Origin of the sequence: Aeromonas sp. 2692-1 (assembly GCF_013085505.1) — a bacterium.
In the GTDB taxonomy this organism is placed as follows: Bacteria; Pseudomonadota; Gammaproteobacteria; order Enterobacterales; family Aeromonadaceae; genus Aeromonas; species Aeromonas hydrophila.
Genome location: NZ_CP038513.1, coordinates 1,827,690 through 1,849,499 on the forward strand (window position 1 = coordinate 1,827,690; position 21,810 = coordinate 1,849,499).

At 61.4% G+C, this 21,810-nt stretch carries 20 protein-coding genes and 1 pseudogene; 14 read left to right on the forward strand and 7 right to left on the reverse strand.

The genetic code is table 11. The features are described 5' to 3' along the window. The first annotated feature begins 20 nt into the window (after positions 1–20). From E5E97_RS08920 to ilvN, 5 genes and pseudogenes are all read left to right on the forward strand, one after another. The gene (locus E5E97_RS08920) at positions 21–524 is read left to right on the forward strand and encodes a phosphatase PAP2 family protein (RefSeq protein ID WP_043125038.1); all 504 of its coding nucleotides are present in this window, start codon (positions 21–23) and stop codon (positions 522–524) included. Then, positions 521–1,629, forward strand: a pseudogene (locus tag E5E97_RS08925) (MJ1255/VC2487 family glycosyltransferase). The gene E5E97_RS08920 and the pseudogene E5E97_RS08925 overlap by 4 nt, the downstream one beginning before the upstream one ends. A gap of 36 nt (positions 1,630–1,665) precedes the next feature. Beyond that, positions 1,666–1,818: a hypothetical protein gene (locus E5E97_RS08930; protein WP_011704826.1), complete on the forward strand. Its 153-nt coding sequence runs from the start codon at positions 1,666–1,668 to the stop codon at positions 1,816–1,818. Positions 1,819–2,207: 389 nt separating this feature from the next. Continuing rightward, positions 2,208–3,926 carry an acetolactate synthase 3 large subunit gene (locus E5E97_RS08935; protein ID WP_011704827.1) on the forward strand — a complete coding sequence of 573 codons (1,719 nt, stop codon included), beginning with the start codon at positions 2,208–2,210 and terminating at the stop codon, positions 3,924–3,926. Further along, positions 3,926–4,420: an acetolactate synthase small subunit gene (gene ilvN / locus E5E97_RS08940; RefSeq protein WP_011704829.1), complete on the forward strand. Its 495-nt coding sequence runs from the start codon at positions 3,926–3,928 to the stop codon at positions 4,418–4,420. The genes E5E97_RS08935 and ilvN overlap by 1 nt, the downstream gene beginning before the upstream one ends. Before the next feature lie 405 nt (positions 4,421–4,825). Here the strand turns inward: ilvN and pta are convergent, their stop codons facing one another. Both pta and E5E97_RS08950 read right to left on the reverse strand, forming a co-directional pair. After that, complete coding sequence (pta, locus tag E5E97_RS08945; RefSeq protein WP_017410280.1) at positions 4,826–6,997, reverse strand: phosphate acetyltransferase; 2,172 nt, start codon at positions 6,995–6,997, stop codon at positions 4,826–4,828. 51 nt (positions 6,998–7,048) lie between these two features. Further along, positions 7,049–8,251 (reverse strand): acetate kinase, encoded by a 1,203-nt coding sequence (locus tag E5E97_RS08950; RefSeq protein ID WP_171280179.1) that lies wholly within the window; start codon positions 8,249–8,251, stop codon positions 7,049–7,051. A gap of 302 nt (positions 8,252–8,553) precedes the next feature. Here E5E97_RS08950 and yfbV point away from each other — a divergent pair, with 302 nt between their 5' ends. Continuing rightward, positions 8,554–8,994, forward strand: coding sequence for a terminus macrodomain insulation protein YfbV (gene yfbV, locus E5E97_RS08955; RefSeq protein ID WP_011704832.1), 441 nt, complete (start codon positions 8,554–8,556; stop codon positions 8,992–8,994). Between the two features lie 55 nt (positions 8,995–9,049). Here yfbV and E5E97_RS08960 read toward each other — a convergent pair whose 3' ends face one another. From E5E97_RS08960 to E5E97_RS08970, 3 genes are all read right to left on the reverse strand, one after another. After that, the gene (locus E5E97_RS08960; RefSeq protein WP_171280180.1) at positions 9,050–9,550 is read right to left on the reverse strand and encodes a YfbU family protein; all 501 of its coding nucleotides are present in this window, start codon (positions 9,548–9,550) and stop codon (positions 9,050–9,052) included. Positions 9,551–9,963: 413 nt separating this feature from the next. Continuing rightward, positions 9,964–10,428, reverse strand: coding sequence for a thioredoxin-dependent thiol peroxidase (gene bcp / locus E5E97_RS08965; protein ID WP_024944312.1), 465 nt, complete (start codon positions 10,426–10,428; stop codon positions 9,964–9,966). 21 nt (positions 10,429–10,449) lie between these two features. Beyond that, on the reverse strand, positions 10,450–10,983 hold the full coding sequence (locus tag E5E97_RS08970; RefSeq protein ID WP_146054394.1) for a glycine cleavage system protein R: 534 nt from the start codon (positions 10,981–10,983) through the stop codon (positions 10,450–10,452). A 283-nt stretch (positions 10,984–11,266) separates the two neighbouring features. Between E5E97_RS08970 and dapA the strand changes: the two genes are divergently transcribed. The 3 genes from dapA (at position 11,267) to E5E97_RS08985 (ending at position 14,440) form a co-directional block, all read left to right on the forward strand. Then, positions 11,267–12,154: a 4-hydroxy-tetrahydrodipicolinate synthase gene (gene dapA, locus E5E97_RS08975; protein WP_011704836.1), complete on the forward strand. Its 888-nt coding sequence runs from the start codon at positions 11,267–11,269 to the stop codon at positions 12,152–12,154. Next, a complete protein-coding gene (gene bamC / locus E5E97_RS08980; protein ID WP_011704837.1) occupies positions 12,147–13,271 on the forward strand; it encodes an outer membrane protein assembly factor BamC in 1,125 nt (374 codons plus the stop codon). The genes dapA and bamC overlap by 8 nt, the downstream gene beginning before the upstream one ends. Positions 13,272–13,336: 65 nt before the next feature. Then, positions 13,337–14,440 (forward strand): phosphoribosylaminoimidazolesuccinocarboxamide synthase, encoded by a 1,104-nt coding sequence (locus tag E5E97_RS08985; RefSeq protein WP_024944314.1) that lies wholly within the window; start codon positions 13,337–13,339, stop codon positions 14,438–14,440. Between the two features lie 142 nt (positions 14,441–14,582). On the opposite strand, the gene E5E97_RS08990 is transcribed toward E5E97_RS08985, so the two are convergent. Then, on the reverse strand, positions 14,583–15,185 hold the full coding sequence (locus E5E97_RS08990) for a short chain dehydrogenase (protein ID WP_171280181.1): 603 nt from the start codon (positions 15,183–15,185) through the stop codon (positions 14,583–14,585). A gap of 98 nt (positions 15,186–15,283) precedes the next feature. Between E5E97_RS08990 and E5E97_RS08995 the strand changes: the two genes are divergently transcribed. From E5E97_RS08995 to E5E97_RS09010, 4 genes are all read left to right on the forward strand, one after another. After that, the gene (locus E5E97_RS08995) at positions 15,284–16,183 is read left to right on the forward strand and encodes a LysR family transcriptional regulator (RefSeq protein WP_118881837.1); all 900 of its coding nucleotides are present in this window, start codon (positions 15,284–15,286) and stop codon (positions 16,181–16,183) included. A gap of 72 nt (positions 16,184–16,255) precedes the next feature. Beyond that, positions 16,256–16,897: a DUF2057 domain-containing protein gene (locus E5E97_RS09000; RefSeq protein WP_162902020.1), complete on the forward strand. Its 642-nt coding sequence runs from the start codon at positions 16,256–16,258 to the stop codon at positions 16,895–16,897. A 72-nt stretch (positions 16,898–16,969) separates the two neighbouring features. Continuing rightward, the gene (locus E5E97_RS09005) at positions 16,970–17,407 is read left to right on the forward strand and encodes an HIT domain-containing protein (protein ID WP_171280182.1); all 438 of its coding nucleotides are present in this window, start codon (positions 16,970–16,972) and stop codon (positions 17,405–17,407) included. A 98-nt stretch (positions 17,408–17,505) separates the two neighbouring features. Beyond that, a complete protein-coding gene (locus tag E5E97_RS09010) occupies positions 17,506–18,204 on the forward strand; it encodes a DUF3334 family protein (protein ID WP_043171987.1) in 699 nt (232 codons plus the stop codon). 67 nt (positions 18,205–18,271) lie between these two features. Here E5E97_RS09010 and E5E97_RS09015 read toward each other — a convergent pair whose 3' ends face one another. Beyond that, the gene (locus tag E5E97_RS09015) at positions 18,272–19,270 is read right to left on the reverse strand and encodes a DUF2860 family protein (RefSeq protein WP_010634959.1); all 999 of its coding nucleotides are present in this window, start codon (positions 19,268–19,270) and stop codon (positions 18,272–18,274) included. Positions 19,271–19,477: 207 nt separating this feature from the next. Here E5E97_RS09015 and arcB point away from each other — a divergent pair, with 207 nt between their 5' ends. Further along, on the forward strand, positions 19,478–21,790 hold the full coding sequence (arcB, locus tag E5E97_RS09020; protein ID WP_171280183.1) for an aerobic respiration two-component sensor histidine kinase ArcB: 2,313 nt from the start codon (positions 19,478–19,480) through the stop codon (positions 21,788–21,790). Positions 21,791–21,810 lie beyond the last annotated feature (20 nt).

Sequence of the window (21,810 nt, forward strand, 5' to 3'; positions counted from 1 at the left end):
ACTTCAGGGAAGGAGGGGTTATGAACAAGATCCAGCAATGGGACCTGCAGGTGTGCCGCATCTGCCTGCTCCACGCCTACAACCGGCCGCAGGCCAGGATCAGCCGACTCATCTCCCGCACCGGTGACGGCCCGCTCTACGCCGTGCTGGCCGCCCTGCTCTGGTGGCAGGGGGAGGCGGAGCGCGAGCTGGTGGGGGTGGCCCTGCTTGCCTTTGCCATCGAACTGCCGCTCTATCTGCTGCTCAAGAACGCGCTGAAACGCCAGCGTCCGGCAGGCCTGCCGGTCTTCATCACCCCTTCCGATCGTTATAGCTTGCCCTCCGGCCATACCGCAGCCGCCTTCCTGATGGCAACAGTGCTGGCCGCCAGCTTCCCGCTCTGGGCGCCCCTGCTGTTTGCCTGGGCCGCACTGGTGGGGGCGTCACGCCTGCTGCTCGGGGTGCACTACCTGAGCGATCTGGTGGCCGGTGCCCTGCTCGGCGGTGGCTGTGCCCTGCTGGCGCTCAGCTGGAGTCAGGGATGAGGATACTGTTCGGGGTACAGGGCACAGGCAACGGTCACATCAGCCGCAGTCGCACCCTGGCGCGGGCGCTGCGAGCCCGTGGTCTGGAGGTGGACTATCTGTTCAGCGGTCGCCCCGCCGACGGCTATTTCGAGATGGCCGAATTCGGCGATTATCGCACCTTTGCCGGCATCACCTTCGTCAGCCACGAGGGTGCCATCTCGGGCTGGCGTACCCTCAAGGGGCTCTCGCCCCTGCGCTTCTGGCGCGATATGAGGGGCCTGGATTGCCGCGATTACGATCTGGTGATCAGCGATTTTGAGCCACTCAGTGCCCATGCCGCCCGTCGCTGGGGCAAGCCCAGCCTCACCATCAGCCATCAGGCCAGCTTCGACTGGCCCATTCCGCGCTGGGGGGAGAGCGGCTTCAATCGCCAGCTGATGCGCCACTTCGCCCCGGTCCGCCAGTCCCTCGGACTGCACTGGTTTCACTTCGGCCAGCCGCTGCTGCCGCCCATCATAGATCCCATCGCCCAGGCCCCCGACAATCAGCAGATCCTGGTCTATCTGCCGTTTGAGCAGACCGAGGCGATCGCAGCCCTGTTGTCGCGCTTCAACCAGCAGCGCTTCGTCTGCTTTCATCCGGCCATTCGCAGCGCCAGCCAGTGGCGCAACATAGCGTTCGAGCCGCAGGCGCGGGAAAGTTTCAAGCAGGTGCTGGCCGGCTGTCGCGGGGTCATCACCAACGGTGGTTTCGAACTGGCCTCGGAGGCGCTCTCCCTTGGCAAGAAGCTGCTGGTCAAGCCGCTGGGGGGCAGTTCGAGCAGCTGACCAACGCCAAGACGCTGGAGTTGATGGGGCTGGCCCGGCTGATGGATGCACTCGATGCCAATGCGGTGCGGGCCTGGCTGGATGCCTCGGCCCCGGGCCAGATCCTCTATCCCGATGTGGCGGGGGAACTGGCGGGCTGGTTGGCGGACGGGGCAAAGGAGAGCGTGGCCGAGCTCTCGCGCCGGCTGTGGGCTCGCACCCTGTTTCCGGAAGAGGTGTGTGATCGGCTGAGCGAACTGGAGGGGGGCAGCCCGCTAAACAGCAGTTGGTTATCGCAAGTGAGCGCCTTTGACTAGACTGAGAGGGATCCCACCAAGGAGAGGACGGACACCATGCGCTTTACCAATGAAAACGGCGACACCATGAATCTGGCGGACAATCTCACCCTGCACGAGCTGCTGGACATGGGAGTCAGTATCTCGGTCTGCGAGGAGACGGATCCGGATCAGCAGATCTGGCTGGCGGAGCCGGAAGAGGATCACTGATCCCCTGCCAGGCTTGCGGGCCCACCCAGGCGGTGGGCTTATTTTTTTCCATTCAGGGCCGCCGTGGCAGCATGATCCGCTGGTCATACCCCCAACTTCCCCGCATTGTCCCCACCCTTTTTCTCAAGTCACTGAATGTTAATAGCTGTTTGAAATTTATGACTGTTCTGGTCAGACAAAGCCGTGGACAAGCGTTCACAAGCGGGTTAAGTTGGTTTTTCACCCGCTTTTCGGGTGAATGATGGAAAAAACCTATTTTTCTACTATCGACAGCGCCGAACTCGCCGGGTCCGTATTCAGACAACAACAATGCACGGACTGGCGGTGCCGGGAAGCAGCGGACTGCCGATAGCTTTCGCTTAACGGAGCAAAGCCTGGAGGGCTTTATCATGGAGATGTTATCAGGCGCCCAGATGGTGGTTAGAGCGCTGGAAGATCAGGGAGTTGAGCACGTTTTCGGCTACCCTGGTGGCTCAGTGCTCGACATCTATGACGCTCTCTTTGAAAACGGCAAGATGGAGCATGTCCTGGTGCGGCACGAGCAGGCCGCGGTGCACATGGCGGACGGTTACGCCCGCTCCACCGGCAAGGTGGGCACTGTGCTGGTGACCTCGGGTCCCGGCGCCACCAACTGCATTACGGGGATCGCGACCGCCTACATGGACTCCATCCCCCTGGTGATCCTGTCCGGCCAGGTGCCGACCAGCATGATCGGGGAGGATGCATTCCAGGAGACCGACATGATCGGCATCTCCCGCCCGGTGGTGAAGCACAGCTTCCTGTGCAAGAAGGCCAGCGACATTCCCGACGCCATCAAGAAGGCCTATTACATTGCTGCCAGCGGCCGCCCGGGGCCGGTGGTGGTGGATCTGCCCAAAGACGTGCAGAACCCGAAAGAGAAGTTTCCCTATCAGTATCCCGAGACGGTGTCCCTGCGCTCCTACAATCCGACCAAGTCGGGCCACAAGGGGCAGATCAAGCGGGCGGCCAAGCTGCTGGTGGAGGCCGAGCGTCCGGTGATGTACGTCGGCGGCGGCGCCATCAATGCCAATGCGGATCACCTGGTGACCAAGCTGGCGGAGCTGTTGAACCTGCCGGTGACCACCACCCTGATGGGGCTGGGGGCCTTCTCCGGCACCCATCCGCAATTCATCGGCATGCTGGGCATGCACGGCACCTTCGAAGCGAACAAGACCATGCACAACGCGGATCTGATCTTCGCCGTGGGTGCCCGCTTCGATGACCGTGTCACCAACAACGTGGCCAAGTTCTGCCCCAACGCCACCATAGTCCACATCGACATCGATCCCACCTCCATCTCCAAGACGGTACAGGCCCACGTGCCCATCGTCGGCTCGGTGGAAACCGTGCTCGAGCAGATGCTGGAAGTGATCCGCGAGTGTGGTTTCGACAACGACAAGCAGGTACTGGCGGACTGGTGGAGCCAGATCGGCCAGTGGCGCTCGCGCAACTGCCTGGCCTACGAGACCCACCCCACCCTGATCAAGCCGCAGCAGGTGATCGAGACCCTCTACAAGGTGACTAAGGGGGAGGCGTTCGTGGCCTCTGACGTGGGTCAGCACCAGATGTTTGCCGCCCTCTACTACCCGTTTGCCAAGCCGCGCCAGTGGATCAACTCCGGGGGCCTGGGCACCATGGGGTTCGGTATTCCGGCCGCCATGGGCGCCCAGTTTGCCAACCCAGATGCGGTGGTCTGCTGCGTGACCGGCGACGGCTCGGTGCAGATGAACATTCAGGAGCTCTCCACCTGCATGCAGTACGGGGTGCCCATCAAGATCATCTCCATCAACAACCGGGCGCTGGGCATGGTCAAGCAGTGGCAGAAGATGTTCTACGGTGGTCGCCACAGCCACTCCTACATGGAGTCGCTGCCGGACTTCGTCAAACTGGCGGAAGCCTATGGCCACGTCGGCATCGCGGTGAGCGATCCAGCGGAGCTCGAGAGCGCCATGGAGAAGGCCTTCGCCATGAAGGATCGGCTGGTGTTCATGGACATCTCGGTCGACCCGGATGAGCACGTCTATCCGATGCAGATAAAGTTCGGTGCCATGGACGAGATGTGGCTGAGCAAGACGGAGAGAACCTGATGAGGCATATCATTTCAGTACTGCTGGAAAACGAATCCGGCGCCCTGAGTCGCGTGGTAGGTCTCTTCTCCCAGCGCGGCTACAACATCGAGACCCTGACGGTGGCCCCCACCGAGGATCCCACCCTGTCGCGCATGACCATAGTGACCATGGGCGACGAGCGGGTGCTGGAGCAGATCCAGAAGCAGTTGCACAAGCTGGTGGACGTGCTCAAGGTGTGCGATCTCAGCGAGGGTGAGCATATCGAGCGGGAGATCGCGCTGGTCAAGGCGCGCGCCGCCGGTGGTGGTCGTGATGAGCTGAAACGGCTGGCGGATATCTTCCGTGGCCAGATCGTCGACGTCACCCCCGAGCTCTACACGGTGCAGCTGGTGGGTACCAGCGACAAGCTGGATGCCTTCATCAAGACGGCCGCCCAGACCAACGAGATCATCGAAGTGGTGCGCTCCGGTGTCTGCGGTATCTCCCGCGCCGACAAGGCGCTGCGCCCCTGAGTAGGTGGCTGGCGGGTTTGTTGTCAAAAGGGGCCCTTCGGGGCCCCTTTTTCATGGGCGCAAGGCGGTGCAGGGGAGTGGGCCGGGTTTGTCATTTTCTTTCAAATGATCGGTAAACTATCCACAAAAGCTGTGGAAAAGTCTGTAGATTAGCGGTGGGTCTGACGTTAGTGTGCTGATCTTAAAGAAGTATTTGGATCTGATCTCGGCTGGGGCGCAATTGTGCAATCGACTCTGGCGGGTGTGAGCGTTTGCTTATCCCGGCGCCCTTGCCGGGCTGGCCTCTGAACGAGAATGCGGGATCCGGACTGGATCCTGATTTGATCTCGCGGATCAACATCTGCCCGTCAGCCATAAAAAAACCCGCCTTGCGGCGGGTTTTTCAACAGGGATAAGCTCGGTCGATTACTCGGCCTGGGCTGCCTGGATACCGGTCAGGGCGATGGTGTAGACGATGTCGTCCACCAGGGCGCCACGGGACAGGTCGTTGACCGGCTTGCGCATGCCTTGCAGCATCGGGCCGATGGAGACCAGATCCGCAGAGCGCTGTACCGCCTTGTAGGTGGTGTTGCCGGTGTTCAGGTCCGGGAACACGAACACGGTGGCTTTACCGGCAACCGGTGAGTTCGGTGCCTTGGACTTGGCCACGTTCTCCATGATGGCCGCATCGTACTGCAGCGGGCCATCGATGATGAGGTCGGGGCGCTTGGCCTTGGCCAGCTCGGTGGCTTCACGTACTTTCTCTACATCGGCGCCGGCGCCGGAGGTGCCGGTGGAGTAGGAGATCATGGCGACGCGCGGCTCGATGCCGAAGGCGGCAGCGGAGTCAGCGGACTGGATGGCGATCTCGGCCAGCTGCTCGGCAGTGGGATCCGGGTTGATCGCGCAGTCACCGTAGACCAGTACCTGATCCGGCAGCAGCATGAAGAAGATGGAGGAGATCAGGGAAGAGCCCGGAGCGGTCTTGATGATCTGCATCGGCGGACGGATGGTGTTGGCAGTGGTGTGCACCGCGCCGGATACCAGGCCGTCAACTTCATTGCGCTCCAGCATCATGGTACCCAGTACCACGTTGTCTTCCAGCTGTTCGCGGGCAACCACTTCGGTCATGCCCTTGTTCTTGCGCAGCTCGACCAGTCGGGCCACATAGCGCTCGCGCACGGCAACCGGATCGATGATCTCGACGCGGTCGGTCAGTACCACGCCCTGCTGTTCGGCAACGCGACGGATCTCTTCCGGGTTGCCCAGCAGGACCGGACGGGCGATGCCGCGCTCGGCACAGATGGCGGCAGCCTTGATGGTCCGCGGCTCTTCCCCTTCCGGCAACACGACGCGCTTGTTGGCCTGACGGGCCAGTTCGGTCAGCTGGTAGCGGAAAGCCGGCGGGCTCAGGCGACGGGAACGGGTGGACTTGGCGGAGAGAGACTCGATCCAGTGCTTGTCGATGTGGCCGGCCACATAGTCCTGTACCAGCTCGATCCGCTCGCGGTCGTCTTCCGGAATGTCGACGTTGAAGTTCTGCAGACTGACCGCAGTCTGCCAGGTGTTGGTGCCGGTGATCATGATCGGCAGGCCGGTGGCCATGGCCTGTTGGCACAGCGCCATCACCTGCGGTTCCGGGTGGTAGTTGCCGGTCAGCAGCAGGGCACCCAGCTTGACGCCGTTCATGGCGGACAGGCAGGCGGAGACGATGACGTCGGAGCGGTCGCCGGAAGTCACCAACAGGCTGCCCGGACGGAAGTGCTCGATCATGTTGTGGATGGAGCGGGCACAGAAGGTCACGGTCTGCAGGCGACGGCTGTCCAGCTCACCCTTGTGCAGGATCTTGGCAGCCAGGTGCTTGGCGAGATCCTTGGCGCGCGGGGCGATCAGCTGGGTATTCCAAGGGATGCAGCCGAGGATGCGCAGCGGGCTCTTGCCGAATACCTGCAGCACTTCCAGGTTATGGGCGGCGTCGGAGGTGTGGTGGTGGGCCTCGAACATCTCGGTCAGGTCGGGGCGGGTCACGCCATGCTCGTCAACCGGTGCACCCACCTTGTTGATGACGCAGCCAACGATACGGGGGTTGTTGACGCCACCGAAGTTGGAGCAGGCCAGCTCGATGCGCTCTTTCAGCTTCTGGCTGGAGTCGTTGCCCGGATGGGTCACGAACACCATGTCGGCGTCCAGCGCCTTGGCGACATCGTAGTTCAGCTTGTTGGCAAACGGCTGCTTGTCGGTCGGCACCATGCCTTCGATGACCAGCACTTCGGCACCGCTGGCCTTCACGTGCTCTTCGAAGCGGGCCACGATCTCTTCCAGCAGGATATCGGTGTTGCTGGAGGTGATCATGTTCTCGGCGTAGGAGAGGGCGAACGGCTCGGGCGGGTTGATGTTGGCAGCGGCGCGGATCACGGCGGTGGAGCGCTCGGTACCGGTTTCACCCGGACGCGGCTGAGCGACCGGTTTGAAGAAGCTGACATTGACACCGTGACGCTCCATGGCGCGAACAACGCCAAGGCTCACGGAAGTTACGCCGACACCAGTGCCGACCGGGATAAGCATAATAGTGCGTGCCACTTTATACCCCTTGTTCATTTTTGGGATCAGGAAAAGGCCGCCCTTGGGCGGCCTTGCTCTACAGCGAAATTATGCGCCAACCAGTTCCAGCGCGTCGTGGGCGATGACCCACTCTTCATTGGTCGGGATAACCAGGGCTTTGGTGGAACCAGCCTTGGTGATCTCGCCACCCTTGCCGAAACGAGCCTTCAGGTTGGCGTCGTGATCGACGTCGAAGCCCAGCAGACCCAGCTTGTTCAGGGTGATTTCACGGATCGGGGCGGAGTTTTCACCGATACCACCGGTGAAGACCACGGCGTCCAGACGACCGTCCATGGCGGCGGCGTAGGCGCCGATGTACTTGGCCAGGCGATAGCAGTAAACGTCCATGGCACGCTTGGCTTCTTCTTTGCTGTCGTAGTTGTCTTCAACGAAACGGCAGTCGGAAGTTACTTCGGTCAGACCCTGCAGGCCGGACTCTTTGGTCAGCATGGTGTTGATGTCGGCCACGCTCATGCCCAGCTTGTCGTGCAGGAAGAAGATGATGGCCGGATCGATGTCACCGGAACGGGTACCCATCACCAGGCCTTCCAGCGGGGTCAGGCCCATGGAGGTGTCGACGGATTTGCCGTTCTTGATGGCGCAGACGGAACCGCCGTTGCCCAGGTGGCAGTTAATGATGTTCAGTTCTTCCACCGGCTTGTTCAGCTGCTTGGCGGCTTCCAGGCTGATGTAGTAGTGGCTGGTGCCGTGGGCGCCGTAGCGACGGATGCCGTTCTCTTTGTAGAGCTTGTACGGCAGGGCGTACAGGAAGGCTTCTTCCGGCATGCTCTGGTGGAACGCGGTGTCGAACACGGCCACGTTCTTGTCGGCCAGCGCCGGGAACACGCGACGGGCTTCACGGATACCGATCAGGTGAGCCGGGTTGTGCAGCGGCGCGTACGGTACGGCGGCTTCGATGCCGGCGATGACGTCGTCGCAGATGCGCACGGAGGAGGTGAAGCGCTCACCGCCGTGTACCACACGGTGGCCGATGGCGATCAGGTTCTTGGACAGCTCCGGGTTGAGCGGCAGGATCTTGTTGACGATGTAGTCCAGCGCTTCCTGGTGAGCGGCACCGGCGCCCAGATCGGCACTGCCTTTCTCACCGTTCAGTTTCCACTTGATGCGGGCGTCGTCGAGGTTGAAGCACTCGGCCAGGCCGGACAGCAGGTCATCACCGGTGGTTGCGTCAATGACAGCAAACTTCAGGGACGAGCTGCCACAGTTAAGAACAAGAACCAGCTTACTCATGAATAAATCCTATCGCAGATTGGGTTGTGTAGGAGGATGCGTTGGACGAGCCGTGTCCAAAAACTTTCAACTTATCCTTATGAGGGTTGGCAATCTGTTGCTTGCCCCTTGTATAGTGATACAAGACCCGAAATCCAGACGTCCCTGACAGCGCAACGGCAGGCCGTTGGCGCAAAAATTGGGCGTACAAAGGATAACCCGATTGTTGAAAAATAACAAAGTCATCCTCAACCTTTGTTATTGCGCATCAAATATTGTCGTGGTTTTGCCGTTAATACGTTCAAAAAGAGCTCGGAGGTAGCATGAGCATGAACATTTTTGGAACTAAGTTACAGCAAGGCCGTCATTATATGACCCTTTGGCCCCGCCGTCCCGAGCTTAATTCCATGTTCCCGGAGAATCGGGTGATCAAGGCCACCGAGTTCGCCCTCAAGGTCATCCCGGCGCTGGCGGTGCTCAGCGTCATGCTGCAGTTCCAGTTCGGCGAGCTGCACTACTGGCCTTCTGTTATGACCTCGGTGCTGTTTCTGCTGAGCCTGCCGCTGCAGGGCTACTACTGGCTCGGTCAGCGCGCCGATACCCGGCTGCCGCCCTCCCTTGCCAGCTGGTATCGCGAGATCAACGGCAAGATGAACGAGCAGGGCGGTCGTCGCCAACTGGTGGCCCAGCCCAGATACGAAGAGCTGGCCGATACCCTCAACGCCGCCTTCAAGCAGCTGGACAAATCCTTCCTCTACGAGTGAGGCCTGTGGCCTATTACTCGAACCAAGGCGCCTCGCGGCGCCTTTTTCATGCCTATCAGGCTGCCAGAACCTTGCGGATCTCCTGAATGGAGAGCTTGTACTGACGCGGGCACTGGCGCCAGACCGCCAGCATGCGCTGGTACTTGTCGCGCATGGCGATGTCGCTGGAGAGCTCGTCGCACGGGCATTTGAGCTCGGGGAAGCGCTTGTCCACCTCCAGCAGGAAGCAGACATAGTCGGCCAGCTCCCACTCCTGGCTGCGGCTGTAGCCGTTGAACTCCAGCCGGCTGGCATTGATTTCGCCCTGATCGGCCGCTTCCAGGTTGCCCCAGGAGATGGCCAGCGCGTGGTGCAGTTCCAGGGTGTCGATCACCTCCTGGCAGGTGGCCAGATCCAGATGGCCGAAGCTCTTCTCCAGTTCGAGGATCTGCAGGCAGTAGCCGCGCTCTATGATGGTGCTGGCCCGTTGGTAAAACGCCGCCTTCTCCGGATTGAGTTTGGCCAGGATCTCGTACTGGTTGCTCAGGATCAGACGTTCGGTGTGGCTCATGTTCATGGGCTTTTCTCACTGGAAAATGAAACTGGGGCCACGTTAACCCATATATAAGATGAATTTTTTGATCTGGCAGGGGAGGTTGGCGAGATAGCGGGGCGGGAAATCAACGTCGGCCCTGGCTGGTTAATTAAATGTAACGGCTGGCGGCTTGCTTTCTGGCTCGCTGGCGCAACAATAAGGGCGTCATTTGGCCTGTGCCGAAAGACCCGTCACCAAGGCATCCCATCGTGGATGCAAGCCGGCGCCCTTCATGACAAACGAGAACGTCGCCGCCAGTCACTTGCCTGGCAGGCGAGCCGAAGGACCGGGCATCGAGCCTCCTGCCCGCAACGCGAGGCAGGCAACGACATGCGAATAAAAAAAGGCCTGCACTTGCAGGCCCTTTTCATGTAGGCAGTACCGGTATCTGGGGTTCAGCCCTTGAGCAGGTCGAGCACCACCTGATGATGATCGCTGGTCTTGAACTTGTCGAAGCGATGGCTAATTTTGCCCTCTTCGTCGATGAGGAAGCTCAGCCGGTGGATACCGTCATACTCCTTGCCCATGAACTTCTTCGGGCCCCAGACGCCAAACGCATCGGCCACCGCATGATCTTCATCGGCCAGCAGGCGGAAATTCAGGTTGTCGCGCTCCTCGAATTTTTTCAGCCGCTTGGCCGGATCCGGGCTGATGCCGAGCACCACCACATTGAGGGCGGCCAGCTCGGCGTTGACGTCGCGCAGGCCGCAGGCCTGGGTGGTGCAGCCCGGGGTCATCGCCTTGGGATAGAAGTAGACGAGCACTTTCTTGCCGCGCAGGTCGGCAAGGCGTACCTGGTTACCGTCTTGATCGGACAGGGAAAAATCGGGGGCCAGGCTGCCAGCGGATAAAGGTTGCATGGGATCTCCTTGGATGAGCCGTCAGGCGTGTTTGTGATTGACGATGAATTCGAACGATTCTGCGCCCAGTTCACGACAGAATCCGGCGAAGGCCGTCTGCGAGCCGGCCGCCTCTCCCTGCTTGGCCAGATTGAGCTGAAAGCTGGCCTTGAGCAGGTTGAACGGCTGCTGTTCCAGGGTGACGGTCTGCATGGCCTGGATGTCCCAGCCGTGATCGCTGAAGAACTGGGTGCACTGGCTTACGATGCCCGGCTGGTCCCGGATCAGGATCTCGGCGTTGGCGCTGATGTCGTATTGCAGCGACTGGTGGCGTTCGGTGCGCTTCATCATGGTGATGAGGTCCCACTCCTGGCTGCGCAGGGGCAGGCTTATCTCGAGTTGCATCAGGCTGTTCCAGTCACCGGACAGCAGCATGATGAAGGTGAATTCATTGCCGAAGATGCCAAGACGGCTGTCGACAATGTTGCAGCCACACCCACTGACGTGGCGGGTGACCTCATTGACGATGCCAGGCCTGTCCGTGCCGATGGCCGTTACGACCAGGTAATGAGTCATAAATCTTCTCTCGTCCATTAGCGGGTTGCGAATGTGGATGCAGTGGCATAGCCCGAACGGGCTGGCCATGGGCCACTGCCAGCGATCCTGCATGGCAACCTTGTTGAGAATCTCGTTGCAACGAGCACGGTATCGGGGTGTCACGACCAAAGTCCGGCGTGTTCCACCACGGCTCGTGCAGTGCGGTTTTTGCCGGATGGTAACACGGCTTGCCCCTGGCCTCCCTTGTTTTTCCAAGGGGGCAGCTTTACCATAACGCCCCTGAAAATCGGGAGAAATATCCATGTTGCGCGGTAGTATTGTTGCCCTCGTTACCCCCATGCTGGCTTCAGGCGAAGTCGATTGGGCCAGTCTGGCCACTCTGGTCGACTATCATGTCAGCGCCGGGACCAGCGCCATCGTGGCGGTCGGGACCACGGGGGAGTCGGTGACCCTGAGCGAGCAGGAGCACATCGCCGTCGTGGAGAAAACCGTGGCGTTGGCCGCCGGACGCATTCCGGTCATTGCCGGCTGTGGCTCCAACAATACCGCCCATGCCATCGACCTGGCCAAGCGCTTCGCCGAAACCGGCGTGGTGGCGGGTCTCTCGGTCACCCCCTATTACAACAAACCCACCCAGGAAGGCCTCTATCGTCACTATTGTGCGATCGCCGAGGCTAGTGGTCTGCCCCAAATTCTTTATAATGTGCCCGGTCGTACCGGTTGCGATCTCAAACCGGAGACGGTAGCCCGACTGGCCAAGGTGCCCGGCATCATAGGCCTGAAAGAGGCGACCGGGGATCTGAGCCGTACGCCGCTGCTGCGCGAGCTGTGCGGCGCACAATTCGCGCTTTATAGTGGCGATGATGCCAGTGGATGTGATTTCATGCTGCAAGGCGGGGACGGAGTCATTTCGGTCACCACCAATATTGCAGCGGCCCAGATGGCCGACATGTGTCGTGCTGCGCTGGCCGGTGATGCCGGACGAGCGCACGACATCAACAATCGATTGATGCCGTTGCATCAGACTCTGTTCTGCGAACCGAGTCCTATCCCGGTGAAATGGGCCTGTGCCCAGCTGGGATTGATTGCGACGGCCACCTTGCGTCTGCCGCTCACCGACCTCACCCCCGAGGGCGAACAGGCGATGGCGCGAGCACTGACGACTGCGGAGTTGATGGCGAGTGTTTAAAGCAAATGGAAAGGGAAATGCAGTGCGCCTGGTGCTGAGTGTGGCGACCGTTGCCGTGCTGGCAGCCTGTAGCTCACCCCAGGAACGCAAGATGGCCAACCGTGGTTTCGAGTACGAGGATGCCCGCCTTGAAGGCCGTGCGTTTCTGGTGCCGGCCGGGTTGAATACCCCCGCCTTTAACAGCAGTTTCGACATTCCGGCCCTGCCCGAGAGCAGCCGTGACGGTGCGCTGGGTGCCAAGGTTGACGTGCGTCCACCCGCCCAGCTGCTGACCGTGGTACCGGGCAGCCAGGTGGTGGCCAATGCCGGCGAACCCACCATGGCTTTCTATGCGCTCAGCACCTCCCAGAGCGTGGAGCGCGATACCTGGGCCTTCCTGATGAACTTCCTCGCCCAGTACAAGGTGACCACCGAGAAGCTGGACCAGCAGGCCGGCGTGCTGCAGACCGGCTGGTTTGACAACACCAAGGCGCTCGACGGCTGGAGTGAAGAGGACGATGACTTCGTCATTCGTCAGCGCTACCAGTTCACCCTGCGCAACGATCCTCAGCGCCACGCCGTCAACATGTCGGTACGGGTACTGGATCATGAAGAGACCGTCGATGGTGAGACCAGCAAGGAGCTGACCCCGGCGGATGCCCAGCGCTACGCGACCCGGGCCCTCAACCAGTTCTCGCTCTACTACGACAAGCAGCTCAAGTCCCGCGAACAGCACAAGGCCAACGACGGCATGGGGCTGGAACTGGGTCTGGACAACAACGAGCTGAGCGCCTGGATCGTCGATGGTTCGTTTGACCAGGTGTGGCGCCGTCTCAATCAGGTGCTGCCGGCCTACGGTTTCACCATCAAGGATACCCAGCAGTCGCTGGGCTGGATCGACGTGGAGTACGACGAGCCGGGCAGCGAATTCTGGAAGGCCAAGGGCAGCGAGCCGTTCAAGCTGGACGAAGACAAGTATCGCTTCCAGCTTGGCGAGATGGCGGGGGGCAAGACCTCCATCACCCTGTTCGACAAGGACAAGAAGCCCGTGTCGTCCGGTGTCATCTCCCAGATGTACATCAGTCTGTCCGAGGCATTCGCCAAGGGTCTGGCTGACCAAGCTGCAAAAACAGAATAGAAACAGGGGCCTTGTGCCCCTGTTTTGTTATGTAAACCCCCCACAAACAGGAAGTGTTACTTACCATGAGTCTTGCAGATCAAGTATTGGCGGTGAACGACGATTTGCCGATCCGTACCGATAAACCCGTCCATTCCGGCAAGGTGCGCAGCGTCTACTGGCTGACCGCCGCAGACAGCGCCCGCCTCATCCGCGAGAAGGGTTACGACGTGCCGGCAGATGCGCCGCTCGCCATCATGGTGATCAGTGACCGGATCTCGGCCTTCGACTGCATCTGGCAGGGCGTGGACGGGCTCAACGGCGTGCCGGGCAAAGGGGCTGCGCTCAACGCCATCTCCAGCCACTGGTTCAAGCTGTTCAAGGAGAAGGGGCTGGCCGACAGCCACATCCTGGACATCCCCCATCCCTTCGTCTGGATCGTGCAAAAAGCCCGTCCCGTGATGATCGAGGCGATTGCCCGCCAGTACATCACCGGCTCCATGTGGCGTGCCTACAAGGATGGCGAGCGCGAGTTCTGCGGCATCACCCTGCCGGAAGGACTGAAGAAAGATCAGAAGCTGCCCGAGATCCTCATCACCCCCTCCACCAAGGGCGTGCTGACCGGGCTGGACGGCGTGCCGGAAGCCGACGACGTCAACGTCTCCCGTGCCGACATCGAACGCCACTACCGGGGCTTCAACTTCAGCAAGCCGGCCGACATCGACCGCTACGAAGTGCTGCTCAAGGAGGGCTTCAACGTCATCAGTGACGCGCTGGCCGAGCTGGATCAGATCTTCGTCGACACCAAGTTCGAGTTTGGCTACGTCAATGACGCCGCCGGCAACGAGAAGCTGATCTACATGGATGAAGTGGGCACCCCCGACAGCTCCCGCATCTGGGATGGCGCCGCCCTGCGCGACGGCCAGATCGTCGAGAAGTCGAAAGAGGGTTTCCGCCAGTGGCTGCTCAATCACTTCCCGGATCCGGACATCCTGCTCAACAAGCACCGCATGCCCGAGCGCTTCGCCCTGGCCCGCGACAACAAGTTGCCGACCGAAGTGATGATGGACATCTCCAACACCTATGTGGGGATTGCCGAGAAGATCATCGGTCAGCCGCTGGTACGCAGCGCCAATCCGAAGCAGGAGATCATCGAAGTGCTGCGCGCGCAGTATGGGCTGATCGACTGAGGCACACCGCCTTTTTTGTTGCCGTAAAAACAAACGTTTGCCATCAGCCAACTGCAAGTCGGCATGTTGGCTGCAATGGAACGGGCCCCATCACGGGGCCCGTTTTTGTTGCCGTGCCGGCTGGGCGGCAGCAGGGCGGCGATCAGCCGTTGACCCTGAACACCTGGCCGGTCTGCACCCCCAGTACCGACTTCTGGTAGGCCTGCGCCACCCTGGCGGCGGGTACGGGAACGAAGCCCGGGAAGAAACTGGCGTATTTATCCATCGACTCCGTCAGCACGGTCGGGCTCACCACGTTGATGCGCAGACCCCGCGGCAACTCGCAGGCCGCCGCCTTGACGAAGTGATCGATGGCGCCGTTGATGGTGGTCGCGCTCGCCCCCCAGTTGATGGGCTCCTCGCTCAGGATACCGCTGATCAGGGTGATGGAGCCCTTGTCGTTCAGGTGGGGGATGGCGGCCCGGCTCAGGTTGATCTGGCCCATCAGCTTGCTCTGAAGCCCCACCTGCCACTGCTCGTCGGTCATCTCGGTGAGGGCGTTGAAAGCCACGCTGCCGCTGGCCACCACCAGCGCATCGAACTGGCCCAGCTTGGTGAACAGCGCCTTGATGGAGGCGGGATCGCGCATGTCGACTGTGGCGTCCCCCTGGCTGTGACCGACCCGGATCACCTGGTGGTCTTTGGCAAGCAACTCGCTGACGGCGGAGCCGACGGTGCCGGAGGCACCCACAATCACAATCTTCATCTGTTTCACTCCTAGTTGGGATGTGTTGATTCTAGCGCGATGAAAAGAGAGAAAAAGCGCGTAAAATAAACGCATTGTTTCCATATTGGAGCTAATGAATGGACATCTCCCACCTGGCCAGTTTTTACGAGGTGGTACAAAAGGGCAGTTTCTCGGCCGCGGCCGACAGTCTGGGGGTGAGCAAGGGGATGCTGAGCCGTCACGTCAGCGCGCTGGAAATGACCCTCAATGCCCAGCTGCTGCAGCGTACCACCCGCCGACTCAGCCTCACCGAGGCGGGCCGGACCCTCTATCAGCAAGCTGGCGAGATCTTCGCGCTGGCTCGCCAGGCGGAGCAGGATATCCAGGCGCTGACCGAGGAGGATGGCGGCCGGCTGCGCTTCACCTGCCCGGTCAGTACCGGCGATCGCATGGTGAACGATCTGCTGGCCCGGTTTGCCGAGCTCTGTCCCGGCGTCCAGGTCGAATTGAACTTCACCAACGCCATGATCGACATGAGCCAGGGGGAGCACGACATCGCCCTGCGCGCCATGAGCAGCATTCCCGACAACCTGGTGGCGCTGCCGCTCGGCAGGCTCAAGGACGTGGTGGTGGCCAGCCCGGCCCTGCTGGCGCGGGAGGGGATCCCCGCCACCCCTTATGAGCTGGGCGGGCGACCCTGCCTGCTGCAGGGCCACAACCCGGCCTGGGAGCAGTGGCACTTTCGCAAGGGGGAGGAGGAGGCGCACATCCTGGTGCAGGGCAAGGTGCGGGCCAACCACTACAGTACCGTGCTGCAGCTGGCTCGGGCCGGCATGGGGTACGCCAAGTGTCCGCTGATGCTGGTGGAGCCCTGGCTGGCGAGCGGCGAGTTGGTGGCCGTGCTGGATCAGTGGCAGACAGGTCTGCACCCGCTGCACGTCCTGCACGCCCAGCAGCGGCGGGTACCGCGCAAGATCCGGCTGTTCAAGCAGGTGTTGGCCCAGTGGTTTGCCGAGCGCCCCCACTACCTGCTCTGAGCCCTCGTTATTTTTCTGTCATCTTCGGCTGCTAGCCTGCGCCCATCAACGCGAACAGGAAGATGAGCGAACATGAAGAGTTGTCGGTACGGGCGTGGGGTATCGCTGCTGTGGGCAGCGCTGGGCATGAAGATGGTACTGGGCAGTGCGGCTTGGGCGGCTGTCGAGGTGAGGGTGCCGGCGGATTTCCAGATCCTGGCGGTGAGTGCGGGCACGCTGCACGACGAGCTGCATGCCACTCTGCCGGATGGGGAGCAGCAGTTGCTGGTGCGTTATGAAGGGGTGATCCCGAGTCGCAGCAGCAGCGAGAATGACCGCCAGTTGCGCTCCGCGCCGCAGGTGCTGCGTTATCAAGCCAGTCAGCAGCAGGTGCGGCTGGTCGCCAACTTGCCGAGCGATGAAAGGGGCATGGCGCAATATGCCGAGTCTCCCGTCATGAGCTTGCAGGCCGGTGGCCAGAGCATTGCCAGCCAGCAGGATGCGCTGATCACCAGCGGCATGCTGATTGGCATGGACTGGCGGGCCAAACTCGCCGAATACAACCAGAGCGGCGGCAGGGCGGCATTGAGCACGGCAGTGCCTGTCACCGCAACCGCCGGTGTGGTTGAACCGGTGACGGCCAGCGCGCTGGAGGGCCAGTTGCAGCAACTCTTCCTCAAGGCGGATCCGGCCCTGCGCAAGCGCTTTGTCAGCTGGGCCGTGCCGCGGCTTTAAGTTTGCCGTCCGTTGCAGTAACGTGGGGGCTCTCATCGTGTCTAGCGCCCATCTTATTGCAACGAGGTCTTCATGTTTGAATTGCACAGTCGCCTGCAGGCGGATACCCGCCAGCTCGGCGATCTGCCTCTCTGCCGCGTCCTGCTGGCCAAGGACAGCCAGTATCCCTGGCTCATCCTGGTGCCGAGAGTGGTCAATCTGCGGGAAATCCACCACCTGGCGCCGGCCCAGCAACAGCAGCTGATGCAGGAGTCCTGCGCGGTGGCGACCCTGATGGAGCAGGCGCTGCGCCCGGACAAGATCAACGTGGCGGCGCTCGGCAACCTGGTTCCCCAGCTGCATCTGCACCACGTGGCCCGTTTCAGTACCGACAAGGCCTGGCCTGGTCCCATCTGGGGGGCTCATCCCTCCTTGCCCTATGATGAATCGACCCTGCAGCGGGAAGCCGCCGGCTGGCGACGCAAGCTGGCCAATCTGGCCGGATTCACTCCCCTTGAAACTGACAGTTGAATCAACTGAGAGGCGGCTCGCTATTTCGACGCCCGGGCCGCGCTATCTGTTAGAGTTATGGTATAGATAAGCCCATTTTCGATGTTCAGGAAGGTCCCATGATAGTGACAAGAGCCGACGATGATACCGTATTGACCACAGAGGACGTGCTGTTGAGCCTGTGCCATTCGGTGACGGATGTATTGAGTGCGGCAACCCAGAGTCAGGTGCGTTTCTCCGGCATGGTGCAGCGGATCAGCAAGACCTGCCTCAAGCCGGATATCGGCTGCTTCGTGCTGTTTGACGGCGGCTTCTCCGGCCTGGTGGTGATCAACTTCTCCGCCTCCGCCGCCATGGAGCTGTACGAGAGCTACATGCTCAGCATGGGGCTCTCCAAGGAAGATCTCGCCATCTCCCACACCTCGGACGAGGTGAGCAACGTCATGGGCGAGCTGATGAACCAGATCGTCGGCAGTTTCACCGTCAAGGTGGGCCGGGATCTGCAGACCCACATCACCCAGAACCAGCCCAAGATGCTGGCTCTCAACAAGCAGGTGATGCTGAGCGTCGATACCAATCTCGACAGCCCGGAGTCGCGCCGGGTCACCTTCTTCACCGCCCGCAACAACATCTTCTATCTGGAGCTGGCGATGGACAAGACCGAGTTCATCCGCATCCACAACGACGGCATGGATCAGGAGGAGCTGGATCCGGATGCCCTGATCGCCCAGACCAAGCGCGAGTCTGCCCAGCCGGCTCCGGCCGCCGCCCCGGTAGCCAACGATCACGACGATCTGCTGGACTCCCTCGGGATCTGATTTTCCCGCCGTCCGCAATGCACGAGGCCACCCATGGGGTGGCCTCGTTTGTTGGTGTTGCTCGCCGTTAGAAGTTGTAAAGAAGACCCGTGCTGAAACGGGTGGACTGGCTGTCGTAGAAGTCGATGTCCGAGTCGGCATTGGAGTAGGCTGCGGTGAAGGTGGCGGCCAGGGCCTTGACGCCGAACAGGTTGTGCCAGAAGAAGGTGCCGTTGACGGCGAATTCGTCCGCGTCGGCATGCTGGCCGAAGATGGGGTTCGCCTCGTCGTACTTGCGCTTGCCGGTGTAGAGGTTGCTGACGAAGGACCACTGGGGGCCGCGCTTGGCGTAGGTCAGCTTCAGGCCGGTGTTCTTGAAGCTCTCGGCGCTGCCGTCCAGGCGAGCCTCCTTGTAGAGGATGGCCGGCTCCAGCAGCTGGTTGCCGCCGAAATGGAACTGGTAGGAGAGCTCCATGTCGTGCACCTTGCCGTTGCGATCCAGCATGCCGGCGTAGTGGGTGCCGTGGCTCTGATCATACTGCTGGCCACTGCGCTCCTCGTCCATGTCCACCTCCCGGGTGGTCAGGTTGCCGTAGAAGTTGCTGCCCCAGATCTTGTCCCAGGCGAAACGGGCCCCTTTTGACTTCAGGTCGGTCGAGCTGCGGTCCACGCCGGTGGCGAAGGGATCGCTCCACAGCTCGACCGGCATGACGTTGAACACCAGCGAGGTGGCGACTATGCCCTTGTCGCCCATCTCCTGGCGCAGGCCGAGCTGCTGGGTGAAGTCGAAACGCACCGCATCCTGGATCAGGTTGCCGAGGAAGATCTGGGTGCGGGTATCGGCGAAGGTATAGCGGATGTCGGCGTTGAGCAGCGGCGTCAATCCGCTCTCGCTGTCGGGCGAGCCGAGATCATTGATACGGCTGTGGTTGTCATCGCCAGCGTAGAAGTTGGACTGGTAGCTGACGGCGTTGACCCCGCCCAGCAGAAAGCCGGACCAGCCTGACTGCTTGGGGATCTCGCCCAGGTCGGCGTGGGCGGCATTGGCTGCCAGCAGGCCAAGACTCAGCAGGGTGAGATTGCGCATCGATGAGACTCCTGAATTATCAGTTGGTTGAATTGAACGGCCTGGCATTATAGCCAGCCAGGCTTAATCCGGGCTGACCGAATTGACTCCGGCATGCTACCCCAGCGGGCGGAGGAGGTTAATCGATAATTTATCGTGCGACGGCAGAAGAGTTCGGCGCGTCGTGCTGGTATTCTGTTCGGCGAATATCGGGGAGAAAACAATAAGATGAAACAAATAAAATCCTGGGCGCAATATTACGTCGACCTGATGACCAAGCTGGGGCTGGTGCGATTCAGCATGTTCCTGGCCACCGGCATCATAGTGCTGGCCGTCTCCATCCAGATGGGAGTCACCCTGTTTCTGCGCGGCACCGTGGATATCGTCGACCTGGTGCGTTCGGTCTTCTTTGGCTTGCTGGTCACCCCCTGGGCCGTCTATTTTCTCTCCATCGTGGTGGATCAGCTGGAGGATTCCCGCCAGCGGCTGACCCGCATGGTGCGCAAGCTGCAGGACATGCGCGAGCGGGATCTCGAGCTCAACAGCCAGCTGCAGGAGAACATCAGCCGCCTCAACGCCCAGATCGCCGAGACCAATCGGGCCGAGACCCTGCGTCAGCAGGCCATCGAGGATCTGGAGAACGAGGTGTTCCAGCGCGAGAAGGCCCAGCTGCACCTGGGCGAGCGCACCGCCCTGCTGCGCTCCTTCATCGACTGCTCCCCCGATCTGGTCTACTACCGCAACGAAGACGAGCAGTTCTCCGGCTGCAACCGCGCCATGGAGGAGCTGACCGGCAAGGTGGAGGCGGAGCTCATCGGGCTGACTCCGTTCGACGTCTACAAGCACGACATTGCCAGCAAGGTGGTGGAGACCGACAAGCAGGTCTTCGCCAGCAATGAGCCGCTCACCTATGAGCAGTGGCTGGAGTACCCAGATGGCCGCAAGGCCTACTTCGAGCTGCGCAAGGTGCCCTTCTTCGACCGCTTCGGCAAGCGGCTCGGCCTGCTTGGCTTTGGCCGCGACATCACCGAGCGCAAGCAGTACCAGGACAAGCTGGAGAAGGCGAGCCGCGACAAGACCACCTTCATCTCCACCATCAGCCACGAGCTGCGCACTCCCTTGAACGGCATCGTCGGCCTGAGCCGGATGCTGATGGATACGCCGCTCGATCCCAAGCGGCATCAGCAGCTCAAGACCATTCACCTGAGCGCGGTGACGCTCGGCAACATCTTCAACGACATCATCGATCTGGACAAACTGGATCGGCGCCGGTTGGAGATTGCGCCGACCCGCATCGATCTGCCCGCCTTCCTCGACGAGCTGGAGACGCTGTCGCGCATCCAGGCGGAGCAGAAGGGGCTCTATCTGCACTTCGATCGGGATGGCGAGGTGCCGCAGTTCGTGATGGCGGACGGTACCCGGCTGCGCCAGGTGCTGTGGAACCTGGTGGGCAATGCGGTGAAGTTCACCGACGAAGGCGGGGTGACGGTTCGCTGCCTCGCCCATGCCGCCGACGCGCCGGGCAAGCTGGCGCTGCACTTCGAGGTGGAGGATACCGGCATCGGCATTCCGCGCGCCCAGCAGGAGAAGATCTTCGCCATGTACTATCAGGTACAGGGCAAGAAGCACGCCACCGGCACTGGCATCGGGCTGGCGGTTTCCCGCCAGCTGGTGCAGGCGATGGGTGGCCAGCTCTACGTGGACAGCGATCCGGGCGAGGGATCCTGCTTCACCGCCGAGCTGGAGGTGGAGTGTATCGAAGGAGAGGTTGCCGTCCTCGAGCCCGAGATGCCGTCCCTCGACATCCTGCTGGTGGAGGACGTCGAGCTCAACGTGACCGTGGCCTGCGCCCTGCTGAGCAAGCTTGGCCATCAGGTCAAGGTGGCGCGGGATGGCGCCCAGGCGCTGGCCATGGCCAACCCGGATGATTTTGACTTGATCCTGCTCGACATCCAGCTGCCGGACATGACGGGGTTTGATGTGGCGGAACAGCTGCTCAAGCGCTACGGCGAAAGTTTGCCGCCCATGGTGGCACTCACCGCCAACGCCACCGGCGATCGCCAGTACTACCGGGATCACGGCATGCAGGATGTGATCAACAAGCCGCTCGGCTCGAAGGCGGTGCGGGAGGTGATTGGTCACCTGTTTGCCGATCTGGCCGGGGACGAGGCGGACGAGCAGGCCGACACCGTCAGCCAGGATGCGCTGCTGGACCTGCCCTTCCTCACCGATTATGCCGATACCGTGGGCAAGCCGGTGCTGCTCTCCAGCGTCGATCTGTTCGAGAAGATGATGCCCGACTACATGGCGGTGCTCGACTCCAACATGATTGCCCGGGATCAGGCCGGCGTGGTGGAGGAGGCGCACAAGATCAAGGGGGCGGCGGGCTCCATCGGCCTGCGCCGGCTGCAGCAGACGGCCCAGCTGATCCAGAGTCCGGATCATCCGGCCTGGTGGGAGAACGTGGAAGACTGGATTGAGACGCTGCGCCGGGAGTACCCGGGCGATATCGCCCGTTTGCGGCGCTGGTTGCTCTCATAAACGCGCTGCGCTGGCAAGGA

Coding starts and splice junctions, on each gene's coding strand:
- E5E97_RS08995 (WP_118881837.1), top strand. CDS start 15,284: ATGGACATCTCCCACCTGGCCAGTTTTTACGAGGTGGTACAAAAGGGC.
- bcp (WP_024944312.1), bottom strand. CDS start 10,428: ATGCAACCTTTATCCGCTGGCAGCCTGGCCCCCGATTTTTCCCTGTCC.
- E5E97_RS08950 (WP_171280179.1), bottom strand. CDS start 8,251: ATGAGTAAGCTGGTTCTTGTTCTTAACTGTGGCAGCTCGTCCCTGAAG.
- E5E97_RS09015 (WP_010634959.1), bottom strand. CDS start 19,270: ATGCGCAATCTCACCCTGCTGAGTCTTGGCCTGCTGGCAGCCAATGCC.
- E5E97_RS08930 (WP_011704826.1), top strand. CDS start 1,666: ATGCGCTTTACCAATGAAAACGGCGACACCATGAATCTGGCGGACAAT.
- yfbV (WP_011704832.1), top strand. CDS start 8,554: ATGAGCATGAACATTTTTGGAACTAAGTTACAGCAAGGCCGTCATTAT.
- E5E97_RS08990 (WP_171280181.1), bottom strand. CDS start 15,185: ATGAAGATTGTGATTGTGGGTGCCTCCGGCACCGTCGGCTCCGCCGTC.
- E5E97_RS09005 (WP_171280182.1), top strand. CDS start 16,970: ATGTTTGAATTGCACAGTCGCCTGCAGGCGGATACCCGCCAGCTCGGC.
- E5E97_RS08920 (WP_043125038.1), top strand. CDS start 21: ATGAACAAGATCCAGCAATGGGACCTGCAGGTGTGCCGCATCTGCCTG.
- E5E97_RS08935 (WP_011704827.1), top strand. CDS start 2,208: ATGGAGATGTTATCAGGCGCCCAGATGGTGGTTAGAGCGCTGGAAGAT.
- E5E97_RS08970 (WP_146054394.1), bottom strand. CDS start 10,983: ATGACTCATTACCTGGTCGTAACGGCCATCGGCACGGACAGGCCTGGC.
- arcB (WP_171280183.1), top strand. CDS start 19,478: ATGAAACAAATAAAATCCTGGGCGCAATATTACGTCGACCTGATGACC.
- E5E97_RS09000 (WP_162902020.1), top strand. CDS start 16,256: ATGAAGAGTTGTCGGTACGGGCGTGGGGTATCGCTGCTGTGGGCAGCG.
- E5E97_RS08985 (WP_024944314.1), top strand. CDS start 13,337: ATGAGTCTTGCAGATCAAGTATTGGCGGTGAACGACGATTTGCCGATC.
- dapA (WP_011704836.1), top strand. CDS start 11,267: ATGTTGCGCGGTAGTATTGTTGCCCTCGTTACCCCCATGCTGGCTTCA.
- ilvN (WP_011704829.1), top strand. CDS start 3,926: ATGAGGCATATCATTTCAGTACTGCTGGAAAACGAATCCGGCGCCCTG.
- E5E97_RS08960 (WP_171280180.1), bottom strand. CDS start 9,550: ATGAACATGAGCCACACCGAACGTCTGATCCTGAGCAACCAGTACGAG.
- E5E97_RS09010 (WP_043171987.1), top strand. CDS start 17,506: ATGATAGTGACAAGAGCCGACGATGATACCGTATTGACCACAGAGGAC.
- pta (WP_017410280.1), bottom strand. CDS start 6,997: ATGAACAAGGGGTATAAAGTGGCACGCACTATTATGCTTATCCCGGTC.